Raw genomic sequence first — 26,675 nt, forward strand, 5'->3', positions numbered from 1 at the left:
TCGTATTTGAAACGATTTAATCAATCGTCCGGCTCATCGTATGTACGATGAGCCGGAAGGTCAACCGGGAGGTGCGATGACGGTGAGCGTCAAGGACGTCGCCGCCGCGGCGGGGGTGTCGGCCGGGACGGTGTCGAACGCTCTCAACCATCCCGAACGCGTGGCGGAGGAGACCGTCGGGCGCGTGCGCCGGGCCATCCGCGACCTCGGATACGTGCGCAACGACGCCGCCCGCCAGCTGCGGGCGGGCAGCAGCCGCAGCATCGGGCTCATCGTGCTCGACATGCGCAACCCCTTCTACGCGGATGTCGCGCGCGGGGCGGACGGCCGCGCCGAGCGGGACGGGCTCTCCGTGCTCGTGTCCGACAGCGCACGCGACCGCGCGCGGGAGCGACGACTCGTGGACCTCTTCGCGGAGCAGCGGGCGAGCGGCGTCATCGCCACGCCGCTCACTCCCGACCTCGAGCCGTTCGAGCGCCTCGCGGCGCGCGGAGTCCCCGTCGTCCTCATCGACCACGACGGGGTCTCCGACGGGCTGTCGATCGTCTCGGCCGACGACCGGAAGGGCGGGCGTCTCGCGACCGACCGCCTGCTCGGCATCGGCCGCCGTCGCATCGCCTTCATCGGCGGCCCGCGCGACCTGCGCCAGGTGCGCGATCGCTACGAGGGCGCCCGTCGCGCCGTCGACGCCGTGGGGGGCGCGACCCTCGAGCGCATCGACGTCGACGACCTCACCGTCGCGCACGGCCGTGCGGCGGGGGAGGCGCTGCTCGCGCGCCCCGCCGCCGCCCGGCCCGACGCGGTCTTCGCGGCGAACGACCTCGTGGCCGTCGGGCTGCTGCAGGCGCTCGCCATGACGGGCGACGTGCGCGTCCCCGGCGACATCGCCATCGTCGGCTACGACGACATCGACTTCGCCGCCTCCGCCGTCGTGCCGCTCACCTCCGTGCGTCAGCCCGCGCAGGAGCTGGGCGCCACCGCCGTCGAGCTGCTGTCGCGTCCGCCGGGCGAGCACGTGCGCTTCGAGCCGGAGGTCGTCGTGCGCGGGACGGCGTAGCGTCCGAGCGGGACGGCGATGGGCCAGGCGCCGCTGCCGAGGGCCGAGGAGCGGCCGCGCCGACGACGAGGGCGGGTCTCTCCCCTGCGACGTCGGGGGACCGGCCGACGTCCGCGTCGAACGTCACGACGGCTGCGCGGTGCCGGGTCGCCAGGGCGGCGAGGTGCGCGTCGTCGGGCCAGGCCTTCGAGCATGTCCGCCCTCCGGGGCGAGCCGTGCCCATGTCCCTGCGGGCAGCGTCGCCCGGATCGTCCGCTCGCCGATCCCGATCTCGATCTCGATCTCGCGGGCCTGTGCCGACAGGTTCGCCGCGAGCACGACCTCCTCGCCCGCCCGGCGCCCGCCGATCGCCCAGACCAGGCCGTCGGGGCTCGGCCCCGTGAGCAGCTCGGCGCCCGACAGCGCCGCGAGCGCCTCGACCGCGGCGGCGACGGGACGCGCTGCGCCGCGTGCGTCCCGCAGGCCCCGTGGCCCCCATTCCTCGAAGTGGACCAGGCTCGCCACGCCGGGGACGGCGAGCGCTGCGGCGCTCGCGATCGTCCAGGCGGCGAGCTCGGGGGCGGACTGGCGTGCGTCGTCGGCGCCCGTGAACTGCGCGCCGTATCCCTCCGCGAGGTCGGTCCGCGCGGGCGCGGGCTGCGGAGCCGTCGCGACGTCGTTGAACCGCGGCCGCAGCGTGACGGGGCCGATGTGCACGGGGCGTCCCGCGGCGATGGCGACGCCCTGCTCGGCGACGAGGCGCTGCATCGGCACCGACTCGACGAGCTGCTCCGTCCCGAGGGCGTGGAAGAGGGGGGTGACGCTGAAGACGACGCCGTCGACGCCCGCGGGGATGTGCGCCTGTTCGCGGTTGAGCTCCGTGAAGTGCGAGCGGGCGCCGCCGAGGACCTGCGCGGACGACCCGGCGCGGTCGAGCGCATCCCGCAGGGCCTCGACGTGCGCCGCCCGGCTCGTGTGCACGAGACGGGAGAACGCCGCGATGCGCACGACCGTGTGCGGCGCGAGCGCCGTCACGGCGTCGTCGAGGGCGGCGAGCGACGCGGGGGTGAGGTCCTCCGCCTCGTCCTGCGGGAGGACGAGGCGCACGTCGAGGGGGAGCCCCGACGCCGCCGCGCGGTCGAGCGCGGCGCGCCAGGAGGGCGTCGCGAGATCCAGCTCGACGAGCAGGGCGTCGCCGATCGGCGGGACCGCGGGCGCCGGGTCGGGGGCGGACGACGCCGAGGTCAGGACGGCGGGGAAGGGGCCGGACGGCGTCAGCGAGATGTGCGCCGCGCCGTCCTCCCGTCCCGGGACGGGGACGCCCGAGGCGCGGACCTCCACCGTCTGCCGCAGCTGCTCGCCGGCTGCGATCGCGTAGGGGAAGGGGAGACCGAGCGGTCGGCTGTACGTCTTGTAGGAGGCGTCCGTCCAGTTGCGCTGGTCCTCCATCTCGAACACGTCGCCCTCGAACGCGACCTCGACATCGACCCCTCCGTCCTGCCATCCGAGCCGCGCGATGTCGAGGACGGGCTGATGCGGGCTGATGTCGCGCGGGAACGCCGTGCGCTCGCGCGAGCCGTCGGGGTGCAGGACGTCGAGGGCGGCGCCGGCGAGGTGGGGCGGATGCAGGACGACGAGACCGGTCCGGTTGGTCAGGTAGTCGACCGCCGAGGAGCCGCGCCAGGAGACCGAGAGGCGATCGCCGTCCGCGCGCACCGACACGGAGCCGGCGATCGCCGATCCGAAGCCCTCGCTCCGGACGGCGATCGTCAGCTCGTCTCCGGTGTCGCGCACCTCCTCGACGACGAGCGCCGGCGTGGACCAGTCGTGATCGCGCACGACGGCCCGGACGCTCCGGAGCACAAGACGCCCGCGGAAGCGGAGGTCGGCGAGCTCGTCGTCTCGTCGCTCGACCGACCACGCCCCGCTCGTCCAGGTCGCGGGGCGGGTCGCCCCGGCGGGGGAGATGCCGGCCATGTCGTCAGAGCGTCGTCATGCCGCCGTCGACGGCGAACAGCGAACCCGTCGCGAAGGCGCCGTCGTCGCTCGCGAGGAACACCATGATGCCCTCGACGTCGCGCGGCGCCCCGGCGCGGCCGAGCGGGATGCGCCCGATGATCGCGGCGCGCGCCTCGGGGTCGCTCGTGATGGTCGTCACGAGCGACGTCTCGGTGTAGGCGGGGACGACCGTGTTGACGCGGATGTTCTCCTTCGCGTAGGCGGCCGCGACCGTCCGGGCGAGTCCGTGGATGCCCGCCTTCGTCGCGCTGTACGCCGTGAAGTCCGCCCCCTCGCCGTTCAAGCCGGTCGGGCTGCCCGTGAGGACGATCGAGCCGCCGCCGCGGGGCAGCATCGAGCGGACGGCGTGCTTGATCGTGAGGAAGGTGCCGGTCAGGTTGACGTCGACCGTGCGCCGCCACACGTCGAGGTCGAGCTCGGCCGCCTTCGCGTCCTGCCCGAACAGCTGCACGCCCGCGTTCGCCACCACGACGTCGGGCGCCCAGCCTGCGCCCTCCAGCTCGGCGAACGCCGAGGCGACGGAGTCCTCCTGCGAGATGTCGAGGACGGCCGCCCGCGCCCGGTCGGCCCCGATCCCGGCGGCGGCGGCCTCTGCGGCCTCCCCGTCGCGGTCGGCGATGACCACGCGGGCGCCCTCCGCGGCGAATCGCGCGGCCACGGCGTGGCCGATGCCCGTCGCCGATCCCGTGACGAGCGCCGTCTTCCCTGCGAGCCTGCTCATCGCATCCGTCCTATCGTGTGATCTCGTCGAGGTGCAGCATGCGCGCGAGGTTCCTGTCGAGCTCGTCGTCGCGGAAGATCTTCTTCCAGTCCTCCTTGACGATGCTCTCGCGACCGTAGTCCATCGCGATGAGGCACGCGTCGCTGAACGGGTTGTCGCCGCGCAGTCCGTTCGCGAGCGCCACCTGCGTGTGACCGTAGAGGATGCTGCGCGCGGCGGCCTCGGGGACGCCCATCGTGTGCACGGCCTCCTGCAGGGCCTCGTTGAGGAGGTCGCCGATCATGCAGGCGACGGTCTCCACGAGCGTCGGCTCGAGCTGGGCGAGCTGCTTGATCGTCACCCAGTGCACGTCGATCACGGGCGCGTAGATGGCGCGCACGGTGGCCTCGACGACGGCCTTCTTCGCAGGGTCGTCGGACTCGATCGCGGCGATGGCGTCCTGCGGGGCCGCGATGCCGCCGAAGGTGTCGGCCCACTGCTCGGGGGTCTCCCGCTGCAGGAAGATCGACGGATGGCAGGGGTGGGCGACGGCCTGGATGACGTCGTCGCGGGTCGTGAGGAGCCCCGCGTAGGCGGCGGCCGGGTCGAGCGTGAGGACGATCGTCCCCGGGCGCAGCTGCGGGACGAGCTCCGCGGTCACCGGTGCGAGCGCCAGGTCCGGCACGGCGAGGACCACGATCTCGGCGTCGGCGACCGCGGCGGCGGCGTCGGAGAGCTCACGGCCCGCCGCGACGACGCGCTCCTGACCGGCGGGGGAGTTCTCGACGTACCAGACGCGGTGGCCCGTCTTCACGAGGTTGTTCGAGACGCGCGTGCCCATCTTGCCGCCGGCGCCGAACACGGCGATCTTGTATGTGGTCTCGGTCATGATGTTCTCCTCAGGTGTTCCAGGGTTCTGCGGGTCCATTCCCGCTCTGTGCGGACGGTGGTCTCCGGGGCGCCCTGCCAGGGCAGCCAGTGCTCGACGATCTCGTCGACGCCTCGCTCGCGCGGGCGGACGGCGGCCAGCAGGTGGTCGTAGTCGTGCAGCCCCTCGCCCATGGGCGCCCCGGAGTAAATGAACCCCACCCATCCGGGCTGCCGGGCGAACGCGAAGTCCTTCACATGGACGTTCGCCGTGTGGGGCGCGGTCAGCTCGACGCAGTCTCGGGGGAGCTCGAGCCGGGCGACGACGTTCGCGGGATCGAGGCAGATGCCGAGCCGCGGGCTGCCGACGGCCTCCACGAGCGACACGAGGTCGGCTGTGGCCACCTGCTCGTACGTCTCGAGCGCGAGCGTGACGCCCGCGGACTCGTATGCGCCGATCGCGCCGCGCAGCCACGCACCGGCCTGCTCGAGGGTGGGGCGGCTGTCCGGACCGTGGACCATGCTGCGCACGAGCCGCGCGTCGAAGATCTCGGCGATCGCGAGGAAGCGGGCGAGCCTCTCGGGCTCGATGCCCTTCGTGCCGAGCTGGACGGTCAGGCCGAGATCGCGCGCCGCGGACGCCGCGTCGCGGAGGCGGTCGTCGCCCATCGCCTCGAGCGGTGCGTAGTCGCAGATCTGGAAGAGGTCGACGTCGAGCGCCCGCGTCGCCTCGAACGCCCCGACGAGAGAGAGCGGCTCGGGAACGCGATCGGAGTGCTGCCAGAAGAAGGCGTATGTGCCGAGGCCGATCATGCCGCCCTCCTCGTCCTGGCGAGCGCGGCGGCCTCGTCGAGCACCGCGACGAGGTCGTCGGGATCGTGGGCGAAGCGGCCGAGGAAGAGGCCGTCGACGTCGTCCCCGAGCGAGCCGAGGAGGCCCGGGCCCGCGGAGCCGCCGTAGACGACGGAGCTGCCCTCGCGGCCGGGGAGGTCGTCGAGCGCGGCTCTGAGGGCGCCGGCGACCGTGCGGATGTGGTGGGCGGGGGCGGGGTCGGCCGCCCCGATCGCCCAGACGGGCTCGTACGCGAGGACGACGCGTCCGCCGGGGGCGCCGTCGAGGTCGGCGCGGAGCTGTGCGACGGTGGCCTCGGCGGCCGCCTCCGCGTGGACCCGTCGGTCCTCTCCGAGGCAGAGGACGGGGGTGAGGCCGTTGCGGAGCGCCGCGGCGGCCTTCGCCGCCGTGATCTCGTCCGTCTCTGCGAACAGGGCGCGTCGTTCGGCGTGCCCGACCTCGGCGAGGGCGACGCCGACCTCCGCGAGCTCGGCGGCGCTCACCTCGCCCGTGAAGGCGCCGGCGTCGGCGGCCGCGACGTCCTGCGCCCCGACGCGGACGGGGGTGCCGGAGAAGGCGGCGACGGCGGGCAGGACCTGCAGATACGTGGGGACCACGAAGAGCTCCACGTCGCCCGCGGCCACGGCCGCGTGCGCGCGCACCCGCTCGGCGACGGTGCGGAACCACTCCGTCGCCTGCCGGTGCCCGAAGTACATCTTCAGGCTCACGCCCACCGTCACCGTCATCAGCAGGCTCCCGTGGCCTCGTACTCGCCGATGACGGCGACCTTCTCCGCCGAGGCGGACGACGTGTCGAAGCGATAGGTGACCCACTCGCGCACGAGCCGGCGGGCGAGCTCGATGCCGACGACGCGCTGACCGAGCGTGAGCACCTGCGCGTCGTTCGACAGCACGCCGCGCTCGACCGAGTAGCTGTCGTGCGCGGTGACGGCGCGGATGCCCGGCACCTTGTTGGCGGCGATCGCCACGCCGAGGCCCGTGCCGCAGACGAGCAGGGCGCGGTCTGCGTCGCCTGCCGCCACGCGCTGGGCCGCCTCGATCGCGACCTTCGGATACGGCGTGTGGCCATCGGCGTCCACGCCCACGTCGACGACCTCCGCGACGCCGGGGTCCTGCTCCAGGTCGCGCTTGAGGATCTCCTTGTAGTCGTAGCCGGCGTCGTCGGAGCCGATGACGATGCGGAGGGGTTCGGGCATGTCAGTTCCCTTCGGTTGCTGCGGCGAGCACGTCGGCCACGCCTGCGGTGATCAGGGCGAGCGAGTGCGCGCCGGGGTCGGGGGTGCCGAGCGACTTCTCGGCGTGCGGGCGGGCACGGCCCATGCGGGGCAGGAGGTCGGCTGTCGCGGCAGCGGCCTCCGTCGCCGCACCGGACGCCGTCCGCCATGCGTCGGCCAGAGACGCGCCGGCGGCGACGGCCCGTCCGAGCTCCTCCGCGAACGGGACGAGTGCGTCGACGAGGGTCTTGTCGCCCGGCTCGGCCTTGCCGTACGCCATGACCCCCGCCGCGGCGTCGGCCGTGCCGCGGGCGACGGCGGGGGCGTCCGGACGACCGGAGTCTCCTATGCGGTCGGCGACGGAAGACAGGATGACGCCCCACAGGGCGCCCGATGTGCCGCCCGCTCGATCGGACCACGCGTCGGCGGCGCGGAGGAGGGTCGTCGCGGCTCCCGCTCCGGCCTCTGCGGCCGCCCTCGCCGCCTCGGCTGCGGCGTGCGAGCCGCGCTGCATCCCGATGCCGTGGTCGCCGTCGCCCGCGATCGCGTCCATCCGGCCGAGCTCGTCCACATGGGCGTCCACGGTCGCCGCGATCACGGCGACCGCATCGACGACGATGCGCGCCGTCTCCCGCGACGCGTCGTCGGACGGTGCGATCGCCTCGTCCTCGGCGGCGGCCTCGGCCGCATCGGCGGTCGTCGCGGCAGGGACGTCGGAGCCGCGGCGATAGGCCGGCGCGTCGACGGGCGTCTCCCAGAGCTCGGCGAGCTCGTCGTCGAGCCAGAACAGCGTGAGCGACGTCCCGGCCATGTCGAAGCTCGTGCAGTACTCGCCCACGTGGGGGTCGACGATCTCGACGCCCGCTGCCTCGAGGAGCTGGGCGATGCGCCGGTAGACGACGAACATCTCCTCGTACTTCAGCGATCCGAGGCCGTTGAGGATGGGGATCGCACGGGCGTCTTCCGCGGCGGCGACCCCGTCGGGCAGCTCGTCGAGGAGGCGCGCCACGAGCGTCTCCGCCAGCTCGTCCGCGGTCGGGACGTCCTCCTCCCCGATCCCGGGCTCGCCGTGGATCCCGAGGCCCACGGCCATCCGCCCCTCCGCCACCTCGAACAGCGGCTCGTCCGCGCCGGGCAGCGTGCAGCCGGTGAACGCGACGCCGAACGAACGCGTGCGCTCGTTCGCCAGACGCGCCACGCGGGCCACCTCCGCGAGCGGATATCCGGCCTCGGCGGCGGCGCCGGCGGTGCGGAAGACCGTCAGATCCCCCGCGATGCCCCGGCGCTTGTGTCGCTCGTCGGCGGGGGCGCTCGAGACGTCGTCGGTCACCGGCACGCTCTCGCACGGGATGCCCGCTGCGCGCAGCCGTTCCTGCGCGGCGTCGAAGTTGAGCACGTCGCCGGCGTAGTTGCCGTAGCTCAGCAGGACGCCGCCGCCGCGCTGGGCGGTCGTCGCGACGGATGTCACCTGCTGTGCGGACGGCGAGGCGAAGAGGTTCCCCATCGCCGCGCCGTGCGCGAGGCCGCGCCCGACGAGCCCTCCGAAGGCGGGGTAGTGGCCTGAGCCGCCTCCGACGACGAGCGCCACCTGGCCTTCGGGGGCGCCGGCGCTGCGCACGACCCCTCCTGTGACGCGCCGGACGTAGCGGCCGTTCGCGGCGACGAAGCCGTCGATCATCTCGTCGGCGAAATCGGCCGGTGCGTTCCAGAGACGGGTCATCGCTTCTCCTCGGCGGGGGTCGGGTCCGTGGCCTCCTGCGGGGAATCGCCTCCGCGCCGCGCGAGCAGCACCATGAGGACGGCGGACAGCAGCATGAAGAAGCCCACCGCGAACAGGGGGACCTCGTAGCCGCCGGTCCAGTCGTGCAGGGCGCCCGTGACGTAGGGCGCGCTGAAGCCGGCGAGGTTTCCGACGGTGTTGATGAGCGCGACGCCGGCCGCTGCGGCCGCACCCGTGAGGAAGCGCGTGGGCAGCGTCCAAAAGTTCGGCAGCGCCGCGAAGATCGCGCAGGCCGTGATCGTGATCACGGCGATCGTCAGCGCGGGCGAGCCGGCGAACAGGGCGAGCGGGATCGAGACGGCCCCCGCGACCGCGGGGATCGCGATGTGCCAGGTCTTGAGCCCGCGCTGGGACGCGTCGCGCGACCACAGGTACATGACGACGGCAGCGGGCAGGTAGGGGACGGCCGTGATGAGGCCCTGCTGGAAGACGTCGAAGGTCACGCCCGTCTGCTCCTGGAAGCCGTTGATGATCGTCGGCAGGAAGAAGGCGAGCGCGTAGAGGCCGTAGATGAAGCCGAAGTAGATGAACGACAGCGCCCAGACGCGGCCGCTGCGGAACGCGAAGCGGGCGGAGACGTGCTCCTGCGTGCCCGTGGTCGAGCGCTCGCTCTCGAGCGCGTCCGTCAGCCACCTCTTCTCCGCGTCTGTGAGCCACGACGCGTCGGCGGGGCGGTCCTTCAGGTAGAACCAGGCGACGACGCCCACGATGATCGCGGGGATCGAGACGCCGAGGAACATGAAGCGCCAGCCCTCGAGGCCGAAGAACAGCCCGTGCTGCTGGATGAGCGCGCCTGCGAGGGGTGCGCCGATCACGGTCGTGAGCGGCTGGGCGAGGTAGAAGAGCATGAGGATGCGGCCACGGTGCGCCGCGGGGACCCACAGGCTGAGGAAGAGGATCGCCCCGGGGAAGAAGCCCGCCTCGGCGACGCCGAGGAGGAACCGCAGCGCGACGAGCTGCTCGACGTTCTGCACCCAGGTGAACAGCAGCGCGACGATGCCCCAGCTCACCATGATCCGTGAGAGCCACCGGCGCGCGCCGAACCTGTGGAGGGCGAGGTTCGACGGCACCTCGAGGATGATGTAGCCGACGAAGAAGACGCCGGAGGCGAAGCCGAACTGCGCGGCGCTGAGCGCCAGGTCCTCGTTCATGCCGTTGGGCGCCGCGAAGCCGATCGCGGTGCGGTCGAGATAGTTGATGAAGAACATGAGGGCGACGAAGGGGACCAGCCGCCAGGAGATCTTGCGGATCGCCGAGCGTGCGACGTCCCTCTCCTGCGCCTGGGGCGCCTGTACTGGGTCCACGGTGACTCCGACTGTCGATCGACGATGATTTCGTGAGGTCTGCCTCAACAGTGTGACAAACCGGTTGACCAATGGCAAATGCGCGGGGGCTTCGCGCCCAGTAAGTTGTCCTCTATGCCCGCATATCCCGCCGACCGCTCCGACGAGATCGTGTCCGCACTCGGCTCGCTGCCCTCCGGCACCCCCGTGTCGGAGGTCGCGCGAAGACTGCTCGACCTGTTCACAGGCGGCTCCGTGGCGCCGGGGACCAGGCTCCCGCCCGAACGGCAGCTCGCGGCCTCGCTCGGAGTCGGGCGGTCCGCGGTCCGCGAGGCGCTGGCGGCGCTCGAGATCCTCGGGATCGTCGACGTGCGTCCCGGATCCGGAACCTATCTGCGGGGCGAGGCGAGCGAGCTCCTCCCGCAGACCCTGCGCTGGGGCCTGCTGATCGGGCAGCGCAGCACGGAGGAGCTTCTCGAGCTCCGCGCGGGGCTCGAGATCTACGTCGCACGTCTCGCCGCGGGACGGATGGACGATGCCGGGCGCGAACGCTTGGCGGGCCACGTCGGGCGCATGCGGGAGAGCGTCGACGACCTGACGTCGTTCGCCCGCGCCGATCGGGAGTTCCACCACACGCTCGCCGAGGCGGCGGACAACGCCGTGCTCGTCGATCTGCTGCACGTCGTGCGCTCGCTCCTGCAGGTGTACGCCGATCGCGCCGTGCACGATCGCGATGCGGCGCTCGTCGCGCTGCAGGAGCACGAGTCCGTGCTCGCCGCCGTGCAGCGGGCCGACGAGGACGCCGCCGCGTCGACGATGGCGGTGCACATGGCGACCGCGGGCGAGCGCCTGCAGGCCGAGCTCGCGGAGGGCTGAGAGCCGGGGCGTGGCGATCCCGCGACGCCCCGGTCCTCACGCCGCGACGAGCCGCACCGCGATGTACTGCCGGCCGGGCAGCTCGACCCGGTACGTGCCGCGGTGGAGGCCCGGGCGGCGTTCGACCGTCATGTTCCACGTGTCGATGACGTCGACGTGCCACTCGCCGTCGCCCGGAAGCACGAGGTTCCGGAACCGCGGGCGGTTGAAGCCGAAGTACCCGATCAGGTATCGCTCCGCGACGCCGCCCCATGGCACGTCCCAGTCGCTCGGCAGCGGGTCGATGGCGCCCTCCGGAGCCTCCGCGAGGATGCCGTCGAGGAACGCCAGCCGCTCGGGCGACGAGCCCTTGAGGACCCCGCCCTTCGACCACCACAGCACCTCGTCGTCGGCGAGGTACGTCTCGCCGTGGGCGACGTACCCGCCGCGGACGGCGCCCTCCCACGAGCGGCGCACGAGCTCCTCGGCCGTGAGGCTGCCCCATCCCTGATCGATGTCGCCCTCGTAGCCGACCTCGTCGATCACGACGGGCTTGCCCCACCGGGCGCGCCACTCGTCGGTGAACTCCGCCGTGCGGTAGACGTCCTGGCGCTGCACGCTCGCGTGCGTGACCCACGGGCGCGTCTGATCGTAGAAGGGCCGGCAGTTGTGGATGCTCCGCAGGTGCCCGTGCGGATCCTCCTCGACGACGATGCGCGCGAAGCGCTCCCAGTCCTCCTCGGTCTTCGCCCACAGCAGGTCGTACTCGTTCGCCAGCGCCCACCACACGTTCGCGAAGGCGGAGAGGCGGCGGACGACGTAGCGCAGCACCCGGTCGTCGACGGCCGGGCCGAGATCCGCGAAGCCCCAGCGGTCGTACGCATGGAAGAGGATGAGGTCGGCCTCGACGCCCCGCTCGCCGAGCTGGCGGATCCGCTTCTCGAGCCGGCGGAAGTGCGAGGGATCGAAGCGCTCCAGGTCGAAGCCGGACGCCGCCGAGCCCGGGAAGGGGAAGTCCTCCGGCTCGTTGCCGTTGTACAGGTACGACTTCGGGAAGAGGCACATCCGCACCTTCGTGAACGGCGATCCCTCGAGCGTCGCGAGCGTCTGCTCCTGCAGCGCCTCGGGCTGGTGCGTCCACGCGTACGCCGTCGTCCCGACGGGGCGGTAGCGCGTGCCGTCGGCGTGCCGGAAGTGGAAGCCGTCCACGCGGACGGGACCGTGCGCCCCCTCCTCCGCCGCGGTGACGGAGAAGGCGCCCGTCACGCCGTCGAGGGATCGCGCCGTCGAGCGCGTCTCGAACGTCCACTCGCCCTCCTCGTCGGCGAGCAGCCGGACGATCCAGGCGCCGTCGCCGTCGTAGAAGCCTCCCGCGCGCAGCTCGCGTCCGCCGCGCCGGAAGACCGCGTCGAGCTCGACGTCGACGAACGGATTCCCGTGGCTCGGGCCGTCCAGGCGCACCTCGACCACGCCCCAGCGCGGGACGGGAGAGGAGACCGAGGCCGGCGCCGACGCGTGCCGCACGTCCTCGCCCTCGTACGCGGGATCGGGATCCACGGCGGGCGGATGGGCGCGAGGGGCCTCGTCTCCGTCCTCGACGTCCGCGAGCGCCGTCCACAGGCGCTCGCGCGCCTCCGGCTCCTCGAGCTGGGGGACGAGTCCCACGAGCTGGCCGAGGCGCACGCCGCGGTACTGGAGGGCCATGGGAGAGGCGGCGACGCCGGGCAGGAACGTCTCCAGCACGGCCCGAGCCGCGGGGCTGTCGAGGGCGTCCCCGAAGGTCGACGAGCGATGGAACGGCATCAGTCGTCATCCCCCTCCGCGACCCAGCGGGTGGCGGTGACCTCTCCGTCGACCGCGTACAGGCCGATGACCCTCCCCGTGAAAGACTCCGCGGTCTCGCTCGAGAGGAAGCGCCCGTCGACGCGAGCGAGCTCGGCGAACTCCGCTCCTCCCACGGACGCGGCGAGGACGAGCTCGTCCCGGGGCGTGCCGAAGCCGCCGCCGGCACCCTGCCGGGACGAGATCCGCAGCGAGACGGCGCCGCCGTCGTAGGGCAGGGTCCACTCCTGACGGAGCGTCGGCACCACGGCTCGGGCGGTGACGAGACCGCCGCCGACCTCCAGCTCGACGTGGAACTCCTCGTCGTACCGCACCGCGAGTCCCCCGACGCCCGCGACCGGGGCGAGGTCGACCGTCACGCTGTTCGCCAGGTGCTCCTGACGCCGCCCGAGGAAGGCCGGGCGCGGGTCGTCGAGGGTCTGGCCGTCCCCGCGGACGACGAGACCTCCCGCGGCGCGCGCGGCGACGTCGGCGGGCGCCCGACGCACGGCGATCCACTCGCCGTCGAGGTCGTCGGCGAAGTCGATCTCGACGCGGTCGCCGGCGCGCGGCGCGAGCTCGACGGGGTCGATCTCGAGCCATCCGTCCGCGCGCCAGCGCGCGGGCGTGACGAACGTCTCGCGGCCGAGCGCCGAGAACGCCCGTGTCGCGCTGCGCGGGCGGACGCCCAGCAGCACGCACAGCCATCCGCCGTCCGGGCCTTCGACGAGATCGCCGTGTCCCGTGTTCTGGACGGGTCTCGCCGTCGAGCGCGCCGACACGAGCGGATTCGCCGGGGCGGGGGCGAACGGTCCCTCCGGCGAGGGGCCGCGCGCGATGCTGATGCTGTGTCCGCGCTCCGTGCCGCCCTCGGCGATCATGAGGTACCAGTGCTCGCCGTGCCGGTAGAGGTGCGGCGCCTCGGGGAACATGAAGCCCGATCCCGACCAGAGCGAGCGGGGCTCCTCGAGGGCGACGTGCCGTTCGAGATCGACCCTCACCTGCTGGATGCCCAGGTGCTCGCCGATCCCGTCGCCCGAGAGGACGAGCCCGGAGTAGGTGATGTAGCAGGCGCCGTCGTCGTCCCACGCGATGTCGGGGTCGATGCCGTTCACGCTGCCCGAGCCCGACACGTCGAGGACCACGTCTCCGTCGCTCCAGGGCCCCGCGGGGTCGGATGCCGTGAAGTGCAGCATGCCGCGGCCCATCGCGACCGTGACGACGAGATGGAAGACGCCGTCGTGGAAGCGGATCGTCGGCGCCCACGCGCCCCCGCCCGTCGCGACGTCCGACACGCCGAGCCGCTCGGGGCTCGTCGCGACGTGGCCGACGAGCTCCCAGTCGACGAAGTCGTGCGAACGGTGGACGGGGATGCCGGGGAGGTACTCGAACGACGACGTCGCGAGGTAGTACTCGTCGCCCGCCTTCACCACGCTGGGATCGGGGTGGAACCCGTTGAGCTGAGGGTTGGGGAACGTCATGCCGGCACCTTCCATTCGAGAGCGAGGGGGAGGGCGGCGACGGAGCCCCCCGCCTTCAACGCGTACACGCCGGGCTCGACGCGCCATCCGCCGTCCCAGTGCGCGAGGCGCCGGGCGGGGACGTCGACGCGGGCCGTCACGGTCTCGCCCGGAGCGGCGTGCACGACGGCGAAGCCCACGAGCCAGCGCGCGGGACGCTCGACCGCGGAGCCGGGCCGTTCCGCATAGACCTGCACGACCTGCTTGCCCGCGCGGTCGCCCGTGTTCGCCAGCGTCACCTCGACGGTGTCGCCGTCGCGCGACGCGACGCCCCACGCCCACGACGTGTAGCCGAGGCCGTGGCCGAACGGGAAATGCGGCTCGGCGCCGGAGCGCAGCCACGCCCGGTAGCCGATGTGGACGCCCTCGGCGTAACGGAGCGCGCCGTCGACGGGGACCACCTCGGTGACGGGGACGTCCGCGAGCGCACGCGGCCAGGTCGTGGGGAGCCGGCCCCCGGGCTCGGCGGCCCCCGTGAGGACGTCGCCGACGGCCGAGCCGAACTCCTGGCCGCCGAAGTATCCCAGCAGCACGGCCGCGGCGTCGTCGGCCCACGGCAGCTCGACCGGGGAGCCCGCGTTGACGACGACGACCGTGCGCGGGTTCGCCGCGAGCACGGCGCGCACGAGGTCGTCCTGACGTCCGGGGAGCGCGAGGCTCGTGCGGTCGTAGCCCTCCGACTCGACCTTCGCGTTCGTGCCGACGACGACCACGGCGACGTCGGAGGAGGAGGCGGCGTCGACGGCCGCGGCGATGAGCCCGTCGGGGTCGCCGTCGTCGGGGGCGATGCCGACGGTCGCGCTGAGGGCGCCGAGCGGGGCGCGACCCGCCTGCGCGATCTCGATCTCCGCGCGCAGGTCGTAGGCGACGCCGGCCTCGACCGCGACGGGGGTCGTCGCCGACGGCGGGCTGAGGAAGGCCGCGCCGAGGTCGGTGCCGGTGATGACGGGGGTGTCCTCGAGGACGAGCGACCCGTCGACGAAGACGCGGCCCGGGTTCGCCCCGGCGAACCCGAGGAGGACGGTCCCGCTCTCCGGGGCGACGTACGTCGTGTGCAGCTCGAGGGTCGACGCCGTGGCGACCGGTGCGTCGCCGCCGAACCACACGAGCGCCGTCGACCGGCGGTCCTCGGCGAAGATCTCCTCGCCGTCCGCGTCGCGGAAGGCGACGCGGACGCCCGGGCTCCCCGTCGCGGGGTTCGTGATCTGCGCGAGCGGGAGCTCCGAGACGCCCTCCTGCACGACGGCGCCGAGCGAAAAGCTCACGTCCGCCCGGGGGAAGGCGGCGCGGATCCCGTCGAGCGGGACGACGATCTGCTCCGGGAGCACGGTCGCGCTCCCGCCGCCCTGCGTGCGCGCGTCGCGGGCGTTCTGGCCGATCACGGCGATCGACGAGACGGCGGCGGGGTCGAGGGGCAGGACGCCGTCGTTGCGCAGCAGGACGGAGCCCGCGATCGCCGCCTCTCGTGCGAACGCGCGGCCGTCGAGGCCGGTCGTCGCGCGCGGCGCCGTCCCCTCCAGGGCGCCCACGCGCTCCGCGAGCAGCAGGAGGCGCAGCACCTTGCGGTCGATGTCGCTCTCCGACACCGCCCCCTCCCGCACGGCGTCGGCGAGGCCCGCCCAGGCCGGCGCGGGGCCGGGCATCGCGAGGTCCTGCGACGCGGCGACCGCGTCGAGCCCGCGCACGGCCGTCCAGTCGCTCACGACGACGCCGTCGAAGCCCCACTCCGAGTTGAGGGGCGTCTCGAGGAGCGCGTTCTCGGTCATCGTCACGCCGTCGACGGAGTTGTACGAGCTCATGATCGCCCAGGCCCCCGCCGCGACGGCCCGCTCGAACGGAGCGAGGTAGAGCTCCCGCAGCGCGCGCTCGTCGACGTGCACGTCGACCGTGAACCGGTCGGTCTCCGAGTCGTTCGCGACGTAGTGCTTGGGCGTGGCCGCCACGCCGTTGTCCTGCAGGCCGCGGACGTACGCCTCGGCGAGCGCGCCGGTCAGCTCGGGATCCTCGCTCAGGCACTCGAAGTGGCGGCCGCCGAGGGGCGAGCGGTGGAGGTTGATCGTCGGTCCGAGGACCACGTCGACGTCCTTCCGCCGTGCCTCGGAGGCCGCGGCCGCACCGTAGCGGTGCGCGAGATCGGCGTCCCACGAAGCGGCCAGCGCCGAGCCCGACGGCAGGTTGAGCGACGGCTCGCGCTCGTCCCAGCGCGGCCCTCGCACGCCGGCGGGACCGTCCGAGAAGGTCATCGCCCGCAGCCCGATGCGCGGGAGGGGAACCGTCGTCCAGAAGTCGGCGCCCTGCACGAGGGCGGCCTTCTCCTCGAGCGAGAGCCGGGCGAGCAGGGGGAGGAGATGGTCGGTCGACGCGGTCAACGGTGCGCTCCTTCGGCGGCGATGAGGGCGCGGCGCCGTGCGCGGCGCTCCTCCTGGCGATCGGGGTCGGGCACGGGCGCCGCCATGAAGAGACGCTGCGTGTAGGGGTGGACGGGCGCGGAGGTCACCTGGTCGCCGTCGCCGTCCTCGACGATCTCGCCCCGGTACATGACCGCGACGCGATGGCTGATGTGACGGACGACGGCGAGGTCGTGCGTGATGAACAGGTAGGCGACCCCCGTGCGCTCCTGGATCTCGATGAACAGGTCGAGCACGCGCGCCTGCGTGGACAGGTCGAGCGCGGAGACGGGCTCGTCGCACACGATGAGCCGCGGCGAGAGCGCGAGCGCCCTCGCGATGGCGATGCGCTGGCGCTGGCCGCCCGAGAACTCCCGAGGCAGCCGGTCGCGGGCGTCCGACGGCAGGCCGACCTGGTCGAGGAGGTCCCGCACGCGCGTCTTCGCATCGGCCTGGCTCGAGCCCTGCACCGTGAGCGGCTCCGCGAGGATCTGCTCGATCGTCATCGAGGGGTTGAGCGACGAGTAGGGGTCCTGGAAGACGACCTGGATCTCGCTGCTCAGCGCGCGTCGCTCGCGCCGGCGCAGATGCGAGATGTCGGCGCCGTCGTACGCGATCGTCCCCTCCGTGACGGGCGCGAGCCCGAGCACGGCGCGTCCGAGCGTCGTCTTCCCCGATCCCGACTCGCCCACGAGGCCGACGCACTCGCCCGGACGGATGTCGAGCGAGACCCCCTTGAGGGCGCGGAACGGCTGGGCCCGGAGGCCCCGTCCGGGGTACTCGACGACGAGGTCCTTGACCTCGAGCAGCGGAGCGCTCATCGCGCACCTCCTGTGGTCTGGAGCGGGCCGCGGGCGGGACCCTCGTCGAGGATCGCGTCCAGCAGCGCCTGGGTGTAGGGGTGCTCCGCTCTGCGGAAGATGGCGCGGACGGGCCCCTGCTCGACGAAGCGGCCGTCCTGCATGACGGACACGCGGTCGCAGAGGTCGGCGACGACGCCGAAGTTGTGCGTCACGAGGAGCATCGCCATGTGACGCTCGGCCTGCAGATCGCGCAGCAGATCGAGCACCTCCGCCTGGACCGTCACGTCGAGCGCCGTGGTGGGCTCGTCGGCGATCATGAGGTCGGGGTCCGTCGAGACGGCGCCCGCGATGAGCACGCGCTGCGCCATCCCGCCCGACACCTGGAACGGGTACGCGTCGAACGTGCGCCTCGGCTCGGGGATGCCGACGCGGTCGAGCAGCGCGAGTGCCTTGTCCGTCGCGTCCTTCGTGCTCATCCCGAGGCCGGAGCGGAGCGGCTCGACGAGCTGCGACCCGATCGTGAAGGACGGGTCGAGGTTCGACATCGGCTCCTGCGGGATGTAGCCGATCCGGGCGCCGCGGATCCCCGCATAGGCGCGCTCGTCGGCGTCGGCGAGCTCCACGCCGTCGAAGGAGATCGTGCCGGCGGTGACGCGTCCGCCGCGGGGCAGGAGCCCCAGGACGGAGAAGGCCGTCTGCGTCTTGCCGGAGCCCGACTCGCCGATGAGCCCGTGGACCTCGCCCTTGCGGACGTCGAGCGAGACGCCGTGGACCACCTCGACCCCCGGCCCGTCCGACTGCCCGTAGCCCACGCGCAGGTCGCGGATCGACAGCAGCGTCGGCTGCGAGCGCAGGCTCGCGCGCTCGTCGTCCTCGTGCACGATCACGGGAGCCGTGTCGAAGACCGGGACCTCGTCGAGGTCGACGGGGGCGTCGGCGCCGCTCGTGGAGAACGACGTCGTGACCGCCGCCACCGACCCCGTCGCGCCGGAGACGGCCCGTCGGCGCCGCCGCCGGACGGTGACGGTGCGCTCGAGCTCGTCGCGCATGGCGTTGGCGAGCAGCGTGAGGGCGATGCAGGTGAGCGCGATCGCGAGCGAGGGCCACAGCATGAGCAGCGGCTGGTTGTAGATCCTCGTGAAGGCGTCGTTCAGCATCGAGCCCCACGTCGGCACCGAGAGGTCGCCGAGGCCGAGGAACTCCAGGCCGGACTGGATGGCGATGGCGATGCCGGCGATGATCGCCGACTGGATGAGGATGGGCGCGCGGACGACCCCCAGCACATGGCGGGCGATGATGCGCGCGTCGCCGAGCCCGGAGACGCGCGCGGCGTCGACGTACAGCTCGCCGCGCACCGCGCTGACGCTCGCGTACACGAGCCGGAAGAACGACGGCGACATGAGGACGCCGAAGACGAGCATCGCGATCCACACGCTCGGCCCGAGGACCGAGCGCGCCGCGAGCAGCACGACGATGCCGGGCAGCGCCATCACGAGCGAGGTGACCCACGACGACACCGCGTCGAACCATCCCCGGTAGTAGCCCGCGATGAGACCGGCGGTCACGCCGATGACGAGCGCCGTGACGAGCGCGACGAGCGCCGAGGCGACGCTGATCTGGGTCGCGGCGAGCAGGCGGGAGAGCACGTCGCGACCGGCGGAGTCGGTGCCGAGCGGATGCAGGGCGCCGGGGCCCTGCAGGATCGAGCCGATGTTCGCGTAGTTGGGGTCGAGGGGCGCCAGGACCGGGCCGAGGACCGCGACGAACGCGACGACCGCGAGCACGGCGACGGAGGCGACGGCGAGCGGCCGGCGCAGCAGCCGGCGCAGCAGGGAGGTCTGGGAGCGGGTGGTCATGACAGTCGCACCTTCGGGTTGAGGGCCGCCTGCGCGAGGTCGATCGCGAGGTTGACGATGACGACGATGATGGCGGTGACGATGACGATGCCCATGACGACCGGGATGTCGCCCTGCGTCGTCGCCTGCACGGCGAGCTGCCCGATGCCGGGGAGGGCGAAGACCTGCTCGACGATGACGGCGCCGCCGAGCATGCCGATGAACTGCACGGCGAGCACCGCGAGCGCGGGTCCTGCGGCGTTGCGCAGCACGTGGCGGTACACGACGCGGTTCGAGCTGAGGCCGCGGCTGCGGAGGGTCCGGACGTAGTCCCGGTCGAGCGCGTCCAGCACCGATCCGCGGATCTGCTGGGCGATCGTCGCGATGGCGCCGGTCGCGAGGGCGACGACGGGGAGTGCGATGGACGCGAGCCACCCCGTGAACGACGAGCCTATGGGGGTGTAGCCCGTCGCGCGGAACCAGCCGAGGTTGATCGCGAAGAGGAGCACGAGGCCGAGGGCGATGAGGAAGCCGGGCACGGCGAAGCCGACCACCGCCAGGAACTGCACGAGGCCGTCGATCCACCCGCCGCGGCGCGCGGCGAGGACCCCCAGCAGCACCGAGAGGATCGCGGCGATGACGGTGCTGCCGATGACGAGCGAGAGCGTCACGGGCAGCCGGGTCTCCATGCTCACGGCGACGAACTGGCTGCTGAACCACGACCGCCCCAGGTCCCCCGTGAGGGCGTTCGCGAACCAGTCCCCGAACTGCACGACGAGGGGACGGTCGAGACCGAGCTCGGCGGTCTTGGCCGCGACCGTCTCGGCCGTCGCGCTCTGCCCCAGGATCCGGCGGGCGATGTCGCCGCCGCCCAGGTAGAGGAGGGTGAACGCCACCACGGAGATGACGACGAGCATGACGGCGCCGGAGAGCAGCCGTCGGGCGATGAACACGGGCATCTTCGCTCCTGTGGGAATCGCCCGGGCCGCCCTCGTCGGACGGCCCGGGCAGTCGTTACTCGGCCGGTGCGATGTCGAAGATCGACGGGTAGGCGTTCGTCGGGAGCATCTCCACGGAGGTGCCCGGCGCCGACGCCATCACGCCCTCGACGCGGTAGAACGGGGCGAACCACGCCTGGTCGACGATGTAGGCGTTGAGCTCGGAGGCCGCGGCCACCTGCTCCGTCTCGTCGCCGTACTGGATGCGCTCGAACAGCGCGTTCGCCGTCTCGTCCTCGTAGTGGTACGGGTTGAAGATCGCCGTCGGGGCGAGCATGAACTGGATGAGCTGCCAGTCGGGGTTCTGCTCGAGGGCCATGAACGATGCCGGATACTTCGGCGCCAGCAGGTCGGCGATGAAGTTGTTGCCCGGGTCCGTGTACTGCACCGTGATGCCGATGTCGGCCAGCTGCTGCTCGACGAGCGAGTAGACCGTCGCGCCGAGCACGGCCGAGTTCGGCATCGAGATCGTGAACCCGTCGGCGTACCCTGCCTCCTCCAGGAGCTCGCGCGCCTGGTCGGGGTCGTACGGATACGCGTCGTCGAGCGCCTCGTCGTAGGCGCCGGAGCCCGTGGGGAACACCTGCGTCGTCACGGTCCCGTGCCCCTGCTGGAGAGCGGCGAGCATGGCGTCGCGGTCGATCGCGTAGTTGATCGCCTGGCGCACGCGCACGTCGCCGAGCGGCTCGCTGACGGTGCCGGCGCGGTCGAGCAGGAGCAGCCCCTGGAAGTCGAGCTCGTTGGAGTTGATCGTCCATCCGGCCGCCTCGACCTCGTCGAGGTTGTCGTTGGTCGAGATCCGCACGGCGTCGGCCTCTCCCGCCTTGATCGCGTTGAGGGCCGACGTCGGGTCCTGCAGCACGTTGATCGTGAGCGACTCGTAGTGCTGGACGTCGGGGTTCCAGTAGTCGGGGTTGGCCGTGTACACGTAGCTCGTGCCCGTCACCGTCGCCGCGGTGTCGAGGACGTATGCGCCGGAGCCGACGGGCGTGGTCGTGAGGTCGCCGCTGTCGATCGCCTCGCTGCTCGCGACGAGTCCCGGGTCGCGTGTGAGGTAGTCGAGGAAGGCGGGGTCGGGCGCGTTCAGGGTGACGACCACCGTCGTCTCGTCGGGCGCCTCGAACGACGCCACGTCGGCGAAGTACCCCGCGTCGGGGGAGGTGCCGTCCTGGAAGCGCTGCAGGTTCTCGGCGACGACCTCGGCGGTGAGGGCGCTGCCGTCGGTGAACGACACGTCATCGCGCAGCGTGAGCGTGAGCACGGTGCCGTCGTCGTTGTACGACCACTCCGTCGCGAGCCACGGCTGGATCTCGCCGTCGGAGTCGGCGTAGAGGAGCGTGTCGTACACGGCCTGGTAGAAGGGCGCGCGGTTGCCCCATTCGGATCCCGCGGGGTCGAGCGTCGTGGGCGCGGTGATCGCGCCGAGCGTCAGGGAGGTGTCTTCCGCCTCGCCCGCGCCGCCGCCCGAGCAGGCGGTCAAGGCGAGTGCGGAGATTGCCAGGGTGGCTGCTGCAGCCTTCCAATGGATCATCCTTGGTCCTTCGGGTCTGGACGAGCCTCCTTCGGATCGTCTCTACCGGATACGATAGCGTGAAACACGAGGGATCGCTAGGTTTTGGGCCGGAGCAGTTCACCGGTTGACCAAATTCAGAGGATCTCCCGATTCGAGGACGAGACGGGAAGCCGCGGGGGCGACGATGACGACGAAGACCGGGGACGAAGCGAGGACGGGTCCGCGCCGCCGCGGCCCCTATGCGAAGACGGCCGCCGTCCGCACGGCCATCCTCGATGCGGCCCTCGACGTGTTCGGGGAGTCGGGCTACCGCTCGGGCTCGCTGCGCGAGGTGGCCGACCGCGTGGGGATGAGCGAGGCGGGCGTCCTCCACCACTTCCCGAACAAGAACGCGCTGCTCGCCGACGTCCTCGACCGCCGCGACCTGCGCTCGTACGCGATCGTGCCCAAGGAGGGCTCCGACGGCGAGGCGACCCTGCGCGGGCTCGTGCGCCTCGCGGACTACAACGCCACCGTCCCGGGCATCGTCAAGCTGTTCGCCGTGCTGTCCACGGAGGCGACCTCCTCGGACCACCCCGCGCACGCCTACTTCGTCACGCGTTACGAGACGACGCGTTCGTACCTCCGGGCGGCCTTCTCGTCCCTCATGGCCCAGGGGCGCGTCCGGGAGGGCGTCACGCCCGAGCGGGCGGCGATCGCGACGATCGCGATGATGGACGGCCTGCAGGTGCAGTGGCTGCTCGAACCGGGACTGCTCGACATGGGGGCCCAGCTGCGCCGGTTCCTCGAGTCCTTCGTCGACATCGACCTCGGCGACCCCGCCCGGGGCGGGGCGTAGCCGCTCCGGGCCGCCGGGCCGGGCTCAGAGCCCTGGCGTGCTCTCGCGGATGAGCACATCGAGGTCCACGGGCGCCGGGGCCGTCCAGTCGGGGTCCACCGCCGCGTGCAGCGCCTGCGCGCCCAGCTCCTCGAGGGGCAGGCGCACGGTCGTGAGCCCCGGGGTGATGTCGCGGCCCGTGGCGATGTCGTCGAAGCCCGCCACCGCGATGTCCCGGCCCGGCTGCCGCCCGGCGTCGCGGAGGGCCGACAGCGCGCCGATCGCGACGACGTCGCTGATGCCGAACACGAGCGTGCCCGGATCGACGCCCTCCTGCAGCAGGCGCGTCATGGACGCGAAGCCGTCGTCTCGCGAGATCTGACCGCGCTCGACGCGCGGCGCCGAGCCGCCGCCCGCCGCGAAGCCCGCCGTGAAGCCCGCGAGGCGGTCGTCCGAGGTGCGCAGGCCCTCGGGCCCGGCGAGCACGACGGACGAGCGGTAGCCCAGGCCCGCGAGCCGCTCGCCGAGCTCATGCGCCCCGGCCTCGTTCCCGTACGCGATGACGCGTGTCCCCGGGAGCGCGGAGCCGAGGGTGACCACGCGCCCGCCCGTCGACTGCACGGCTGCGATCTCGGCGGTGAGGGCGTCCGCGTCGCCCGAGGCGTCGCGCGAGGCCGCGAGCACGATGCCTCGAGGACGCTGTCCGCGCAGCGCCCGCACGAGGGCGACCTCCCGCCGCGGATCCCGCTCGGTCATCGCGACGGTCACGATGAGGCCCGCCTCCTCGGCGGCGTGGGCGACGCCGGAGGCGATCTGCCCGAAGTAGGGATCGGCGATGTCGGCGACGATCAGGGCGACGGTCGCCGAGGTGCCGCGGGCGATCGCCTGCGCCGAGACGTTCGCGGTGTATCCGAGACGGTCCGCCGCCGTCTGGACCCGTTCGCGATAGGCCTCCGCGACCTTGCGCGTCGAGCCGTTGAGCACGCGGGAGGCGGTGGCGAGCGAGACGCCGGCCTCGCGGGCGACGTCGTGCAGCGTCGGCGCCGTGCCGATCCGTGCCGGGGTATCGGTCATCACCTGAGCCTATCGCGCAAGGGGTGGACGGCGGGGCCGAGGCGCTCAGCCGAGGTGGGGTGCCACCGCACGTCCGAAGCCGGCCACGGTGCGGCGCACGGCCTCGGCGGGAGGGGCGTCCCAGATCGCCTGGTTGAGGAGCTCGACCTCGACGTCGCCGTCGTACCCGGCCGCCTCGACCGCGCGGGTGAGCGGGCCGAAGTCGATCACGCCGTCGCCGGGGTAGTGGCGGGAGAGCAGGTTGTCCGCCTCGAGCGGCGTCCTCCAGTCGCACACCTGGTAGGCGGCGATCCGTCCCTCGCGGCCCGCGCGCCCGATGTGCGCGAGCACGTCCGGGTCCCACCACAGATGGAACGTGTCGACCGCGACGCCGACGACGGCCGGGTCGAAGCCGGCGGCGATGTCGAGCGCCTGGGGCAGCGTGGAGAGCACGGACCGGTCGGACGCGTACATGGGGTGGAGAGGCTCGAGGGCGAGCGTCACCCCCGCCGCCTCCGCATCGGGCGCGAGCTCCGCGACGGCGTCGCGGACGCGCGCGCGGGCTCCCGCGAGGTCGCGCGAGCCCTCGGGGAGGCCGCCCACGACGAGCACGAGCACGGCACGCGAGCCGGGGGCTCCCGCGGCGGCCAGCGTCGCGGTCTCCTCGATCGCGACGCGGTTGTCGTCGAGCGCGGCGCGGCGCACGGGCCCCTCCTCCGCCGTGAACCAGCCGCCGCGGCAGTGCGTGGAGTAGCGGAGCCCCGAGCCGGCGACGATCCTCGCCGACTCCGCGAGTCCCGCCTCCTGCACCTGCTCGCGCCACAGGCCGATGGCGCCGACGCCGGCGTCCTTCGTGACCCGCACGGCCTCGGCGACCGTCGTGCGCGTGATCGTCGCCTGGTTGATCGACAGGCGCGGGTGCGGGACGATCATGCCTCGACCCCGTTCAGACGCAGGTAGTCGCTCCAGCGCGCGGCGGCGAGCGGGGGATCCTCGAGCGCGTTCGCGGCGTTCGCGAGCTCGACGACGCGCGACAGGTGCGGGACGCCGCGCGCGGAGTGGAGCCCGCCGACCATCTGGTGGCCCGGCTGATGCCCGTTGAGCCAGGCGAGGAACGCGACGCCCGTCTTGTAGTAGTAGGTCGGCGCCGCGAACACCTGGCGGCTGAGCTCCTCGGTCGGGCCGAGGATGCGCAGGTAGCCGTCGGCGTCGCCCGCGTCGAGCGCCTGGATCGCCGCCGAGGCCACGGGGGCGATCGCCGCGAAGGCGCCCAGCAGCGCGTCGGAGTGCGTGCGCGCCGCGCCGTCCGACGGCGCCGGCTGGGTCGCGGCCGGCACGTCCGCCCCGCCGATGAGGCCGACGTAGTTGAAGTCGTCGCCCGTGTACATGCGGACGCCCTCGGGGAGGCGCTCGCGCACGGCCACCTCCGACTCCGCGTCGAGCAGGCTCATCTTGAGCCCCGAGACGGTGCCGGGGTTCTCCTCGATGATGCGGAGGAGCGTGTCGGACGCGCTCTGCCGGTCGTCGGCGCCGAAGTAGCCCGCGAGCTCGGGATCGAACGCCGTCCCGAGCCAGTGCAGCACGACGGGGGCGCCGGCCGCCTGGAGCACGGCGCCGTAGACGCGGAGGTAGTCGGCCGCTCCGTCGGCCGCCCGCGCGAGATGGCGCGACGCCATGAGCACGGGCTCCGCGCCCTGCTCCTCCGCGAAGTGCAGCTGCTCGGTGTAGGCGTCGACCACCTCGTCGAGCGCGATCGCGTGCTCCTCGACGTGGTCGGTGTTGACGCCGACCACGACCGAGCCGCCCTCCTCGCGGGCGACCGCGGCGCTGCGGGCGATGAGCTCGCGGACGGCGGCGGCGTCGAGGCCCATGTTGCGCTGCGCGGTGTCCATCGCGTCGGCGACGCCGAGCCCCCAGGAGTAGACGGCGCGGCGGAAGCCGAGCGTCGCGTCCCAGTCGATCTGCGCGGGCCGGCCCGGTGTGTTGTCGCCCCACGCGACGGGCACCACGTGCGCGGCGGCATAGGCGACGCGGCTGCGCAGGGGCCGGGTCGGCCTGGCGTACCCGCCCGCGTCGTTCAGCGCGACGCGGCGGAGGGCGCCGTCGGCGTCGACGAGGGTGATCTTCTCGGACACGTCCGTCACTCCAGCGTGAGGGCGGGGAGGACGACCTTCGCGCCCGTCCTGCTCGACTCGAGGCCGGCCGCGGCGAGCTGCACGCCGCGTGCGCCGGCGAGCAGATCGAACGCGTAGCCGGTGCCGAGGACGTACGAGACGAGGTACTCCTCCCACTGCTGGCGGAAGCCGTTGAGGAAGACGTCGTTCGCGGGGACCTTCTGCCAGTCCGCGTCGTAGTCGTGCGCGTCCTCGACGTCCGGGTCCCACACGGGCTTCGGGGTGGCGTCGCGCGGCTGGATCTTCGCGCCGAAGAGGCCCACGACGGCGGAGCCGTGCGTGCCGTCGACGTGGAACTCGACGAGCTCGTCGCGGTTCACGCGCGTCGTCCAGCTGGAGTTGATCTGGGCGACGACGCCGCCGTCGAGCTCGAAGACGCCGTACGCCGCGTCCTCGGCCGTCGTGTCGTATCGCTCGCCCTTCTCGTCCCAGCGGTCGGGGACGTGGACGGAGGCGTGCGCGTACACGCTCCTCACCTCGCCGAACAGGTTCTCGAGGACGTAGTTCCAGTGCGGGAACATGTCGACGATGATGCCTCCGCCGTCCTCCGCCCGGTAGTTCCAGCTGGGGCGCTGAGCCGGCTGCCAGTCGCCCTCGAACACCCAGTAGCCGAACTCCCCGCGCACGGAGAGGACACGGCCGAAGAAGCCGGAGTCGACGAGGCGCCGCAGCTTCCGCAGGCCCGGGAGGTAGAGCTTGTCGTGCACGACGCCGCTCTTGACGCCCGCCTCCTTCGCGAGGCGGGCGAGCTCGAGCGCCTCGTCCACGGACTCCGCGGTCGGCTTCTCGGTGTAGACGGCCTTGCCCGCCGTGATGGCCTTGCGCAGCGCCGTCGCGCGGGCCTTCGTGACGAGGAAGTCGGCGTAGATCTCCCAGGCCGGGTCGGCGAGCGCGGCGTCGAGGTCGGTCGTGTAGTCCTCGATGCCGTGGCGTGCGGCGATCTCGGCGAGCTTCGCCTCGCTGCGTCCCACGAGGAGCGGGCGGACGGTCGCCCTCGTGCCGTCGGGCAGCCCGACGCCGCCCGCATCCCGGATCGCGAGGATGGATCGCACGAGGTGCTGGCGGTAGCCCATCCGGCCGGAGACGCCGTTCAGGATGATGCCGATCTCGCGGGCGGCGGGGATGGCGGGGGAGGTCACGATCTGCTTC

The 26,675-nt window shown here is 73.0% G+C and carries 22 protein-coding genes; 3 read left to right on the plus strand and 19 right to left on the minus strand.

The genetic code is table 11. The features are described 5' to 3' along the window. The first annotated feature begins 76 nt into the window (after positions 1-76). Entirely contained in the window at positions 77-1,057 is a 981-nt protein-coding gene (locus N8K70_RS06260) for a LacI family DNA-binding transcriptional regulator (RefSeq protein ID WP_317140743.1), read from the plus strand. A gap of 123 nt (positions 1,058-1,180) precedes the next feature. Here N8K70_RS06260 and N8K70_RS06265 read toward each other — a convergent pair whose 3' ends face one another. Genes N8K70_RS06265 through N8K70_RS06300 form a run of 8 tightly spaced genes read right to left on the minus strand, consistent with a single transcriptional unit; the run spans position 1,181 to position 9,675 of the window. After that, positions 1,181-3,013: a hypothetical protein gene (locus tag N8K70_RS06265; RefSeq protein WP_317140744.1), complete on the minus strand. Its 1,833-nt coding sequence runs from the start codon at positions 3,011-3,013 to the stop codon at positions 1,181-1,183. Between the two features lie 4 nt (positions 3,014-3,017). Then, positions 3,018-3,776: an SDR family NAD(P)-dependent oxidoreductase gene (locus N8K70_RS06270; RefSeq protein ID WP_317140745.1), complete on the minus strand. Its 759-nt coding sequence runs from the start codon at positions 3,774-3,776 to the stop codon at positions 3,018-3,020. A gap of 10 nt (positions 3,777-3,786) precedes the next feature. Beyond that, the gene (locus tag N8K70_RS06275) at positions 3,787-4,644 is read right to left on the minus strand and encodes a phosphogluconate dehydrogenase C-terminal domain-containing protein (protein ID WP_317140746.1); all 858 of its coding nucleotides are present in this window, start codon (positions 4,642-4,644) and stop codon (positions 3,787-3,789) included. Next, positions 4,641-5,435, minus strand: coding sequence for a sugar phosphate isomerase/epimerase family protein (locus tag N8K70_RS06280; RefSeq protein ID WP_317140747.1), 795 nt, complete (start codon positions 5,433-5,435; stop codon positions 4,641-4,643). The genes N8K70_RS06275 and N8K70_RS06280 overlap by 4 nt, the downstream gene beginning before the upstream one ends. Then, positions 5,432-6,199, minus strand: a complete 768-nt coding sequence (locus tag N8K70_RS06285; protein ID WP_317140748.1) for a triose-phosphate isomerase family protein — start codon at positions 6,197-6,199, stop codon at positions 5,432-5,434. The genes N8K70_RS06280 and N8K70_RS06285 overlap by 4 nt, the downstream gene beginning before the upstream one ends. Beyond that, on the minus strand, positions 6,199-6,669 hold the full coding sequence (locus N8K70_RS06290; protein ID WP_317140749.1) for a ribose-5-phosphate isomerase: 471 nt from the start codon (positions 6,667-6,669) through the stop codon (positions 6,199-6,201). The genes N8K70_RS06285 and N8K70_RS06290 overlap by 1 nt, the downstream gene beginning before the upstream one ends. Position 6,670: 1 nt before the next feature. Then, positions 6,671-8,407, minus strand: coding sequence for a dihydroxyacetone kinase family protein (locus N8K70_RS06295; protein ID WP_317140750.1), 1,737 nt, complete (start codon positions 8,405-8,407; stop codon positions 6,671-6,673). After that, entirely contained in the window at positions 8,404-9,675 is a 1,272-nt protein-coding gene (locus tag N8K70_RS06300; RefSeq protein WP_317141182.1) for an MFS transporter, read from the minus strand. Before N8K70_RS06300 ends, N8K70_RS06295 begins: the two co-directional genes overlap by 4 nt. Positions 9,676-9,885: 210 nt before the next feature. Here N8K70_RS06300 and N8K70_RS06305 point away from each other — a divergent pair, with 210 nt between their 5' ends. Then, positions 9,886-10,626: a FadR/GntR family transcriptional regulator gene (locus N8K70_RS06305; protein WP_317140751.1), complete on the plus strand. Its 741-nt coding sequence runs from the start codon at positions 9,886-9,888 to the stop codon at positions 10,624-10,626. A 36-nt stretch (positions 10,627-10,662) separates the two neighbouring features. Here the strand turns inward: N8K70_RS06305 and N8K70_RS06310 are convergent, their stop codons facing one another. The 7 genes from N8K70_RS06310 to N8K70_RS06340 form a co-directional block, all read right to left on the minus strand. Continuing rightward, positions 10,663-12,408 carry a DUF5605 domain-containing protein gene (locus N8K70_RS06310; protein ID WP_317140752.1) on the minus strand — a complete coding sequence of 582 codons (1,746 nt, stop codon included), beginning with the start codon at positions 12,406-12,408 and terminating at the stop codon, positions 10,663-10,665. Further along, the gene (locus tag N8K70_RS06315) at positions 12,408-13,907 is read right to left on the minus strand and encodes a glycoside hydrolase family 43 protein (RefSeq protein WP_317140753.1); all 1,500 of its coding nucleotides are present in this window, start codon (positions 13,905-13,907) and stop codon (positions 12,408-12,410) included. The genes N8K70_RS06310 and N8K70_RS06315 overlap by 1 nt, the downstream gene beginning before the upstream one ends. Beyond that, the gene (locus N8K70_RS06320) at positions 13,904-16,189 is read right to left on the minus strand and encodes a glycoside hydrolase family 3 protein (protein ID WP_317141183.1); all 2,286 of its coding nucleotides are present in this window, start codon (positions 16,187-16,189) and stop codon (positions 13,904-13,906) included. Before N8K70_RS06320 ends, N8K70_RS06315 begins: the two co-directional genes overlap by 4 nt. 122 nt (positions 16,190-16,311) lie before the next feature. After that, positions 16,312-17,154, minus strand: coding sequence for an ATP-binding cassette domain-containing protein (locus N8K70_RS06325; RefSeq protein ID WP_317140754.1), 843 nt, complete (start codon positions 17,152-17,154; stop codon positions 16,312-16,314). Then, positions 17,151-18,992, minus strand: coding sequence for a dipeptide/oligopeptide/nickel ABC transporter permease/ATP-binding protein (locus N8K70_RS06330; protein WP_317140755.1), 1,842 nt, complete (start codon positions 18,990-18,992; stop codon positions 17,151-17,153). The genes N8K70_RS06325 and N8K70_RS06330 overlap by 4 nt, the downstream gene beginning before the upstream one ends. Further along, positions 18,989-19,930, minus strand: a complete 942-nt coding sequence (locus N8K70_RS06335) for an ABC transporter permease (RefSeq protein ID WP_317140756.1) — start codon at positions 19,928-19,930, stop codon at positions 18,989-18,991. Before N8K70_RS06335 ends, N8K70_RS06330 begins: the two co-directional genes overlap by 4 nt. A gap of 55 nt (positions 19,931-19,985) precedes the next feature. Then, a complete protein-coding gene (locus tag N8K70_RS06340) occupies positions 19,986-21,449 on the minus strand; it encodes an ABC transporter substrate-binding protein (RefSeq protein ID WP_317140757.1) in 1,464 nt (487 codons plus the stop codon). A 217-nt stretch (positions 21,450-21,666) separates the two neighbouring features. Here N8K70_RS06340 and N8K70_RS06345 point away from each other — a divergent pair, with 217 nt between their 5' ends. Then, positions 21,667-22,320 (plus strand): TetR/AcrR family transcriptional regulator, encoded by a 654-nt coding sequence (locus tag N8K70_RS06345; protein WP_317140758.1) that lies wholly within the window; start codon positions 21,667-21,669, stop codon positions 22,318-22,320. A 24-nt stretch (positions 22,321-22,344) separates the two neighbouring features. Here the strand turns inward: N8K70_RS06345 and N8K70_RS06350 are convergent, their stop codons facing one another. The 4 genes from N8K70_RS06350 to N8K70_RS06365 are packed head-to-tail and all read right to left on the minus strand — an operon-like array spanning position 22,345 to position 26,599. Further along, positions 22,345-23,373 carry a LacI family DNA-binding transcriptional regulator gene (locus tag N8K70_RS06350; protein ID WP_317140759.1) on the minus strand — a complete coding sequence of 343 codons (1,029 nt, stop codon included), beginning with the start codon at positions 23,371-23,373 and terminating at the stop codon, positions 22,345-22,347. 45 nt (positions 23,374-23,418) lie between these two features. Then, positions 23,419-24,285, minus strand: coding sequence for a sugar phosphate isomerase/epimerase family protein (locus N8K70_RS06355; RefSeq protein WP_317140760.1), 867 nt, complete (start codon positions 24,283-24,285; stop codon positions 23,419-23,421). Beyond that, positions 24,282-25,487: a DUF993 family protein gene (locus N8K70_RS06360; protein ID WP_394357808.1), complete on the minus strand. Its 1,206-nt coding sequence runs from the start codon at positions 25,485-25,487 to the stop codon at positions 24,282-24,284. Before N8K70_RS06360 ends, N8K70_RS06355 begins: the two co-directional genes overlap by 4 nt. 5 nt (positions 25,488-25,492) lie before the next feature. Continuing rightward, a complete protein-coding gene (locus tag N8K70_RS06365; protein WP_317141184.1) occupies positions 25,493-26,599 on the minus strand; it encodes a Gfo/Idh/MocA family protein in 1,107 nt (368 codons plus the stop codon). Between the last annotated feature and the right edge of the window lie 76 nt (positions 26,600-26,675).

This window comes from Microbacterium sp. AB (assembly GCF_032878875.1).
Classification (GTDB): domain Bacteria; phylum Actinomycetota; class Actinomycetes; order Actinomycetales; family Microbacteriaceae; genus Microbacterium; species Microbacterium betulae.

Coding starts and splice junctions, on each gene's coding strand:
- N8K70_RS06260 (WP_317140743.1), top strand. CDS start 77: ATGACGGTGAGCGTCAAGGACGTCGCCGCCGCGGCGGGGGTGTCGGCC.
- N8K70_RS06265 (WP_317140744.1), bottom strand. CDS start 3,013: ATGGCCGGCATCTCCCCCGCCGGGGCGACCCGCCCCGCGACCTGGACG.
- N8K70_RS06270 (WP_317140745.1), bottom strand. CDS start 3,776: ATGAGCAGGCTCGCAGGGAAGACGGCGCTCGTCACGGGATCGGCGACG.
- N8K70_RS06275 (WP_317140746.1), bottom strand. CDS start 4,644: ATGACCGAGACCACATACAAGATCGCCGTGTTCGGCGCCGGCGGCAAG.
- N8K70_RS06280 (WP_317140747.1), bottom strand. CDS start 5,435: ATGATCGGCCTCGGCACATACGCCTTCTTCTGGCAGCACTCCGATCGC.
- N8K70_RS06285 (WP_317140748.1), bottom strand. CDS start 6,199: ATGACGGTGACGGTGGGCGTGAGCCTGAAGATGTACTTCGGGCACCGG.
- N8K70_RS06290 (WP_317140749.1), bottom strand. CDS start 6,669: ATGCCCGAACCCCTCCGCATCGTCATCGGCTCCGACGACGCCGGCTAC.
- N8K70_RS06295 (WP_317140750.1), bottom strand. CDS start 8,407: ATGACCCGTCTCTGGAACGCACCGGCCGATTTCGCCGACGAGATGATC.
- N8K70_RS06300 (WP_317141182.1), bottom strand. CDS start 9,675: ATGTTCTTCATCAACTATCTCGACCGCACCGCGATCGGCTTCGCGGCG.
- N8K70_RS06305 (WP_317140751.1), top strand. CDS start 9,886: ATGCCCGCATATCCCGCCGACCGCTCCGACGAGATCGTGTCCGCACTC.
- N8K70_RS06310 (WP_317140752.1), bottom strand. CDS start 12,408: ATGCCGTTCCATCGCTCGTCGACCTTCGGGGACGCCCTCGACAGCCCC.
- N8K70_RS06315 (WP_317140753.1), bottom strand. CDS start 13,907: ATGACGTTCCCCAACCCTCAGCTCAACGGGTTCCACCCCGATCCCAGC.
- N8K70_RS06320 (WP_317141183.1), bottom strand. CDS start 16,189: ATGACCTTCTCGGACGGTCCCGCCGGCGTGCGAGGGCCGCGCTGGGAC.
- N8K70_RS06325 (WP_317140754.1), bottom strand. CDS start 17,154: ATGAGCGCTCCGCTGCTCGAGGTCAAGGACCTCGTCGTCGAGTACCCC.
- N8K70_RS06330 (WP_317140755.1), bottom strand. CDS start 18,992: ATGACCACCCGCTCCCAGACCTCCCTGCTGCGCCGGCTGCTGCGCCGG.
- N8K70_RS06335 (WP_317140756.1), bottom strand. CDS start 19,930: ATGCCCGTGTTCATCGCCCGACGGCTGCTCTCCGGCGCCGTCATGCTC.
- N8K70_RS06345 (WP_317140758.1), top strand. CDS start 21,667: ATGACGACGAAGACCGGGGACGAAGCGAGGACGGGTCCGCGCCGCCGC.
- N8K70_RS06350 (WP_317140759.1), bottom strand. CDS start 23,373: ATGACCGATACCCCGGCACGGATCGGCACGGCGCCGACGCTGCACGAC.
- N8K70_RS06355 (WP_317140760.1), bottom strand. CDS start 24,285: ATGATCGTCCCGCACCCGCGCCTGTCGATCAACCAGGCGACGATCACG.
- N8K70_RS06365 (WP_317141184.1), bottom strand. CDS start 26,599: ATGGGCTACCGCCAGCACCTCGTGCGATCCATCCTCGCGATCCGGGAT.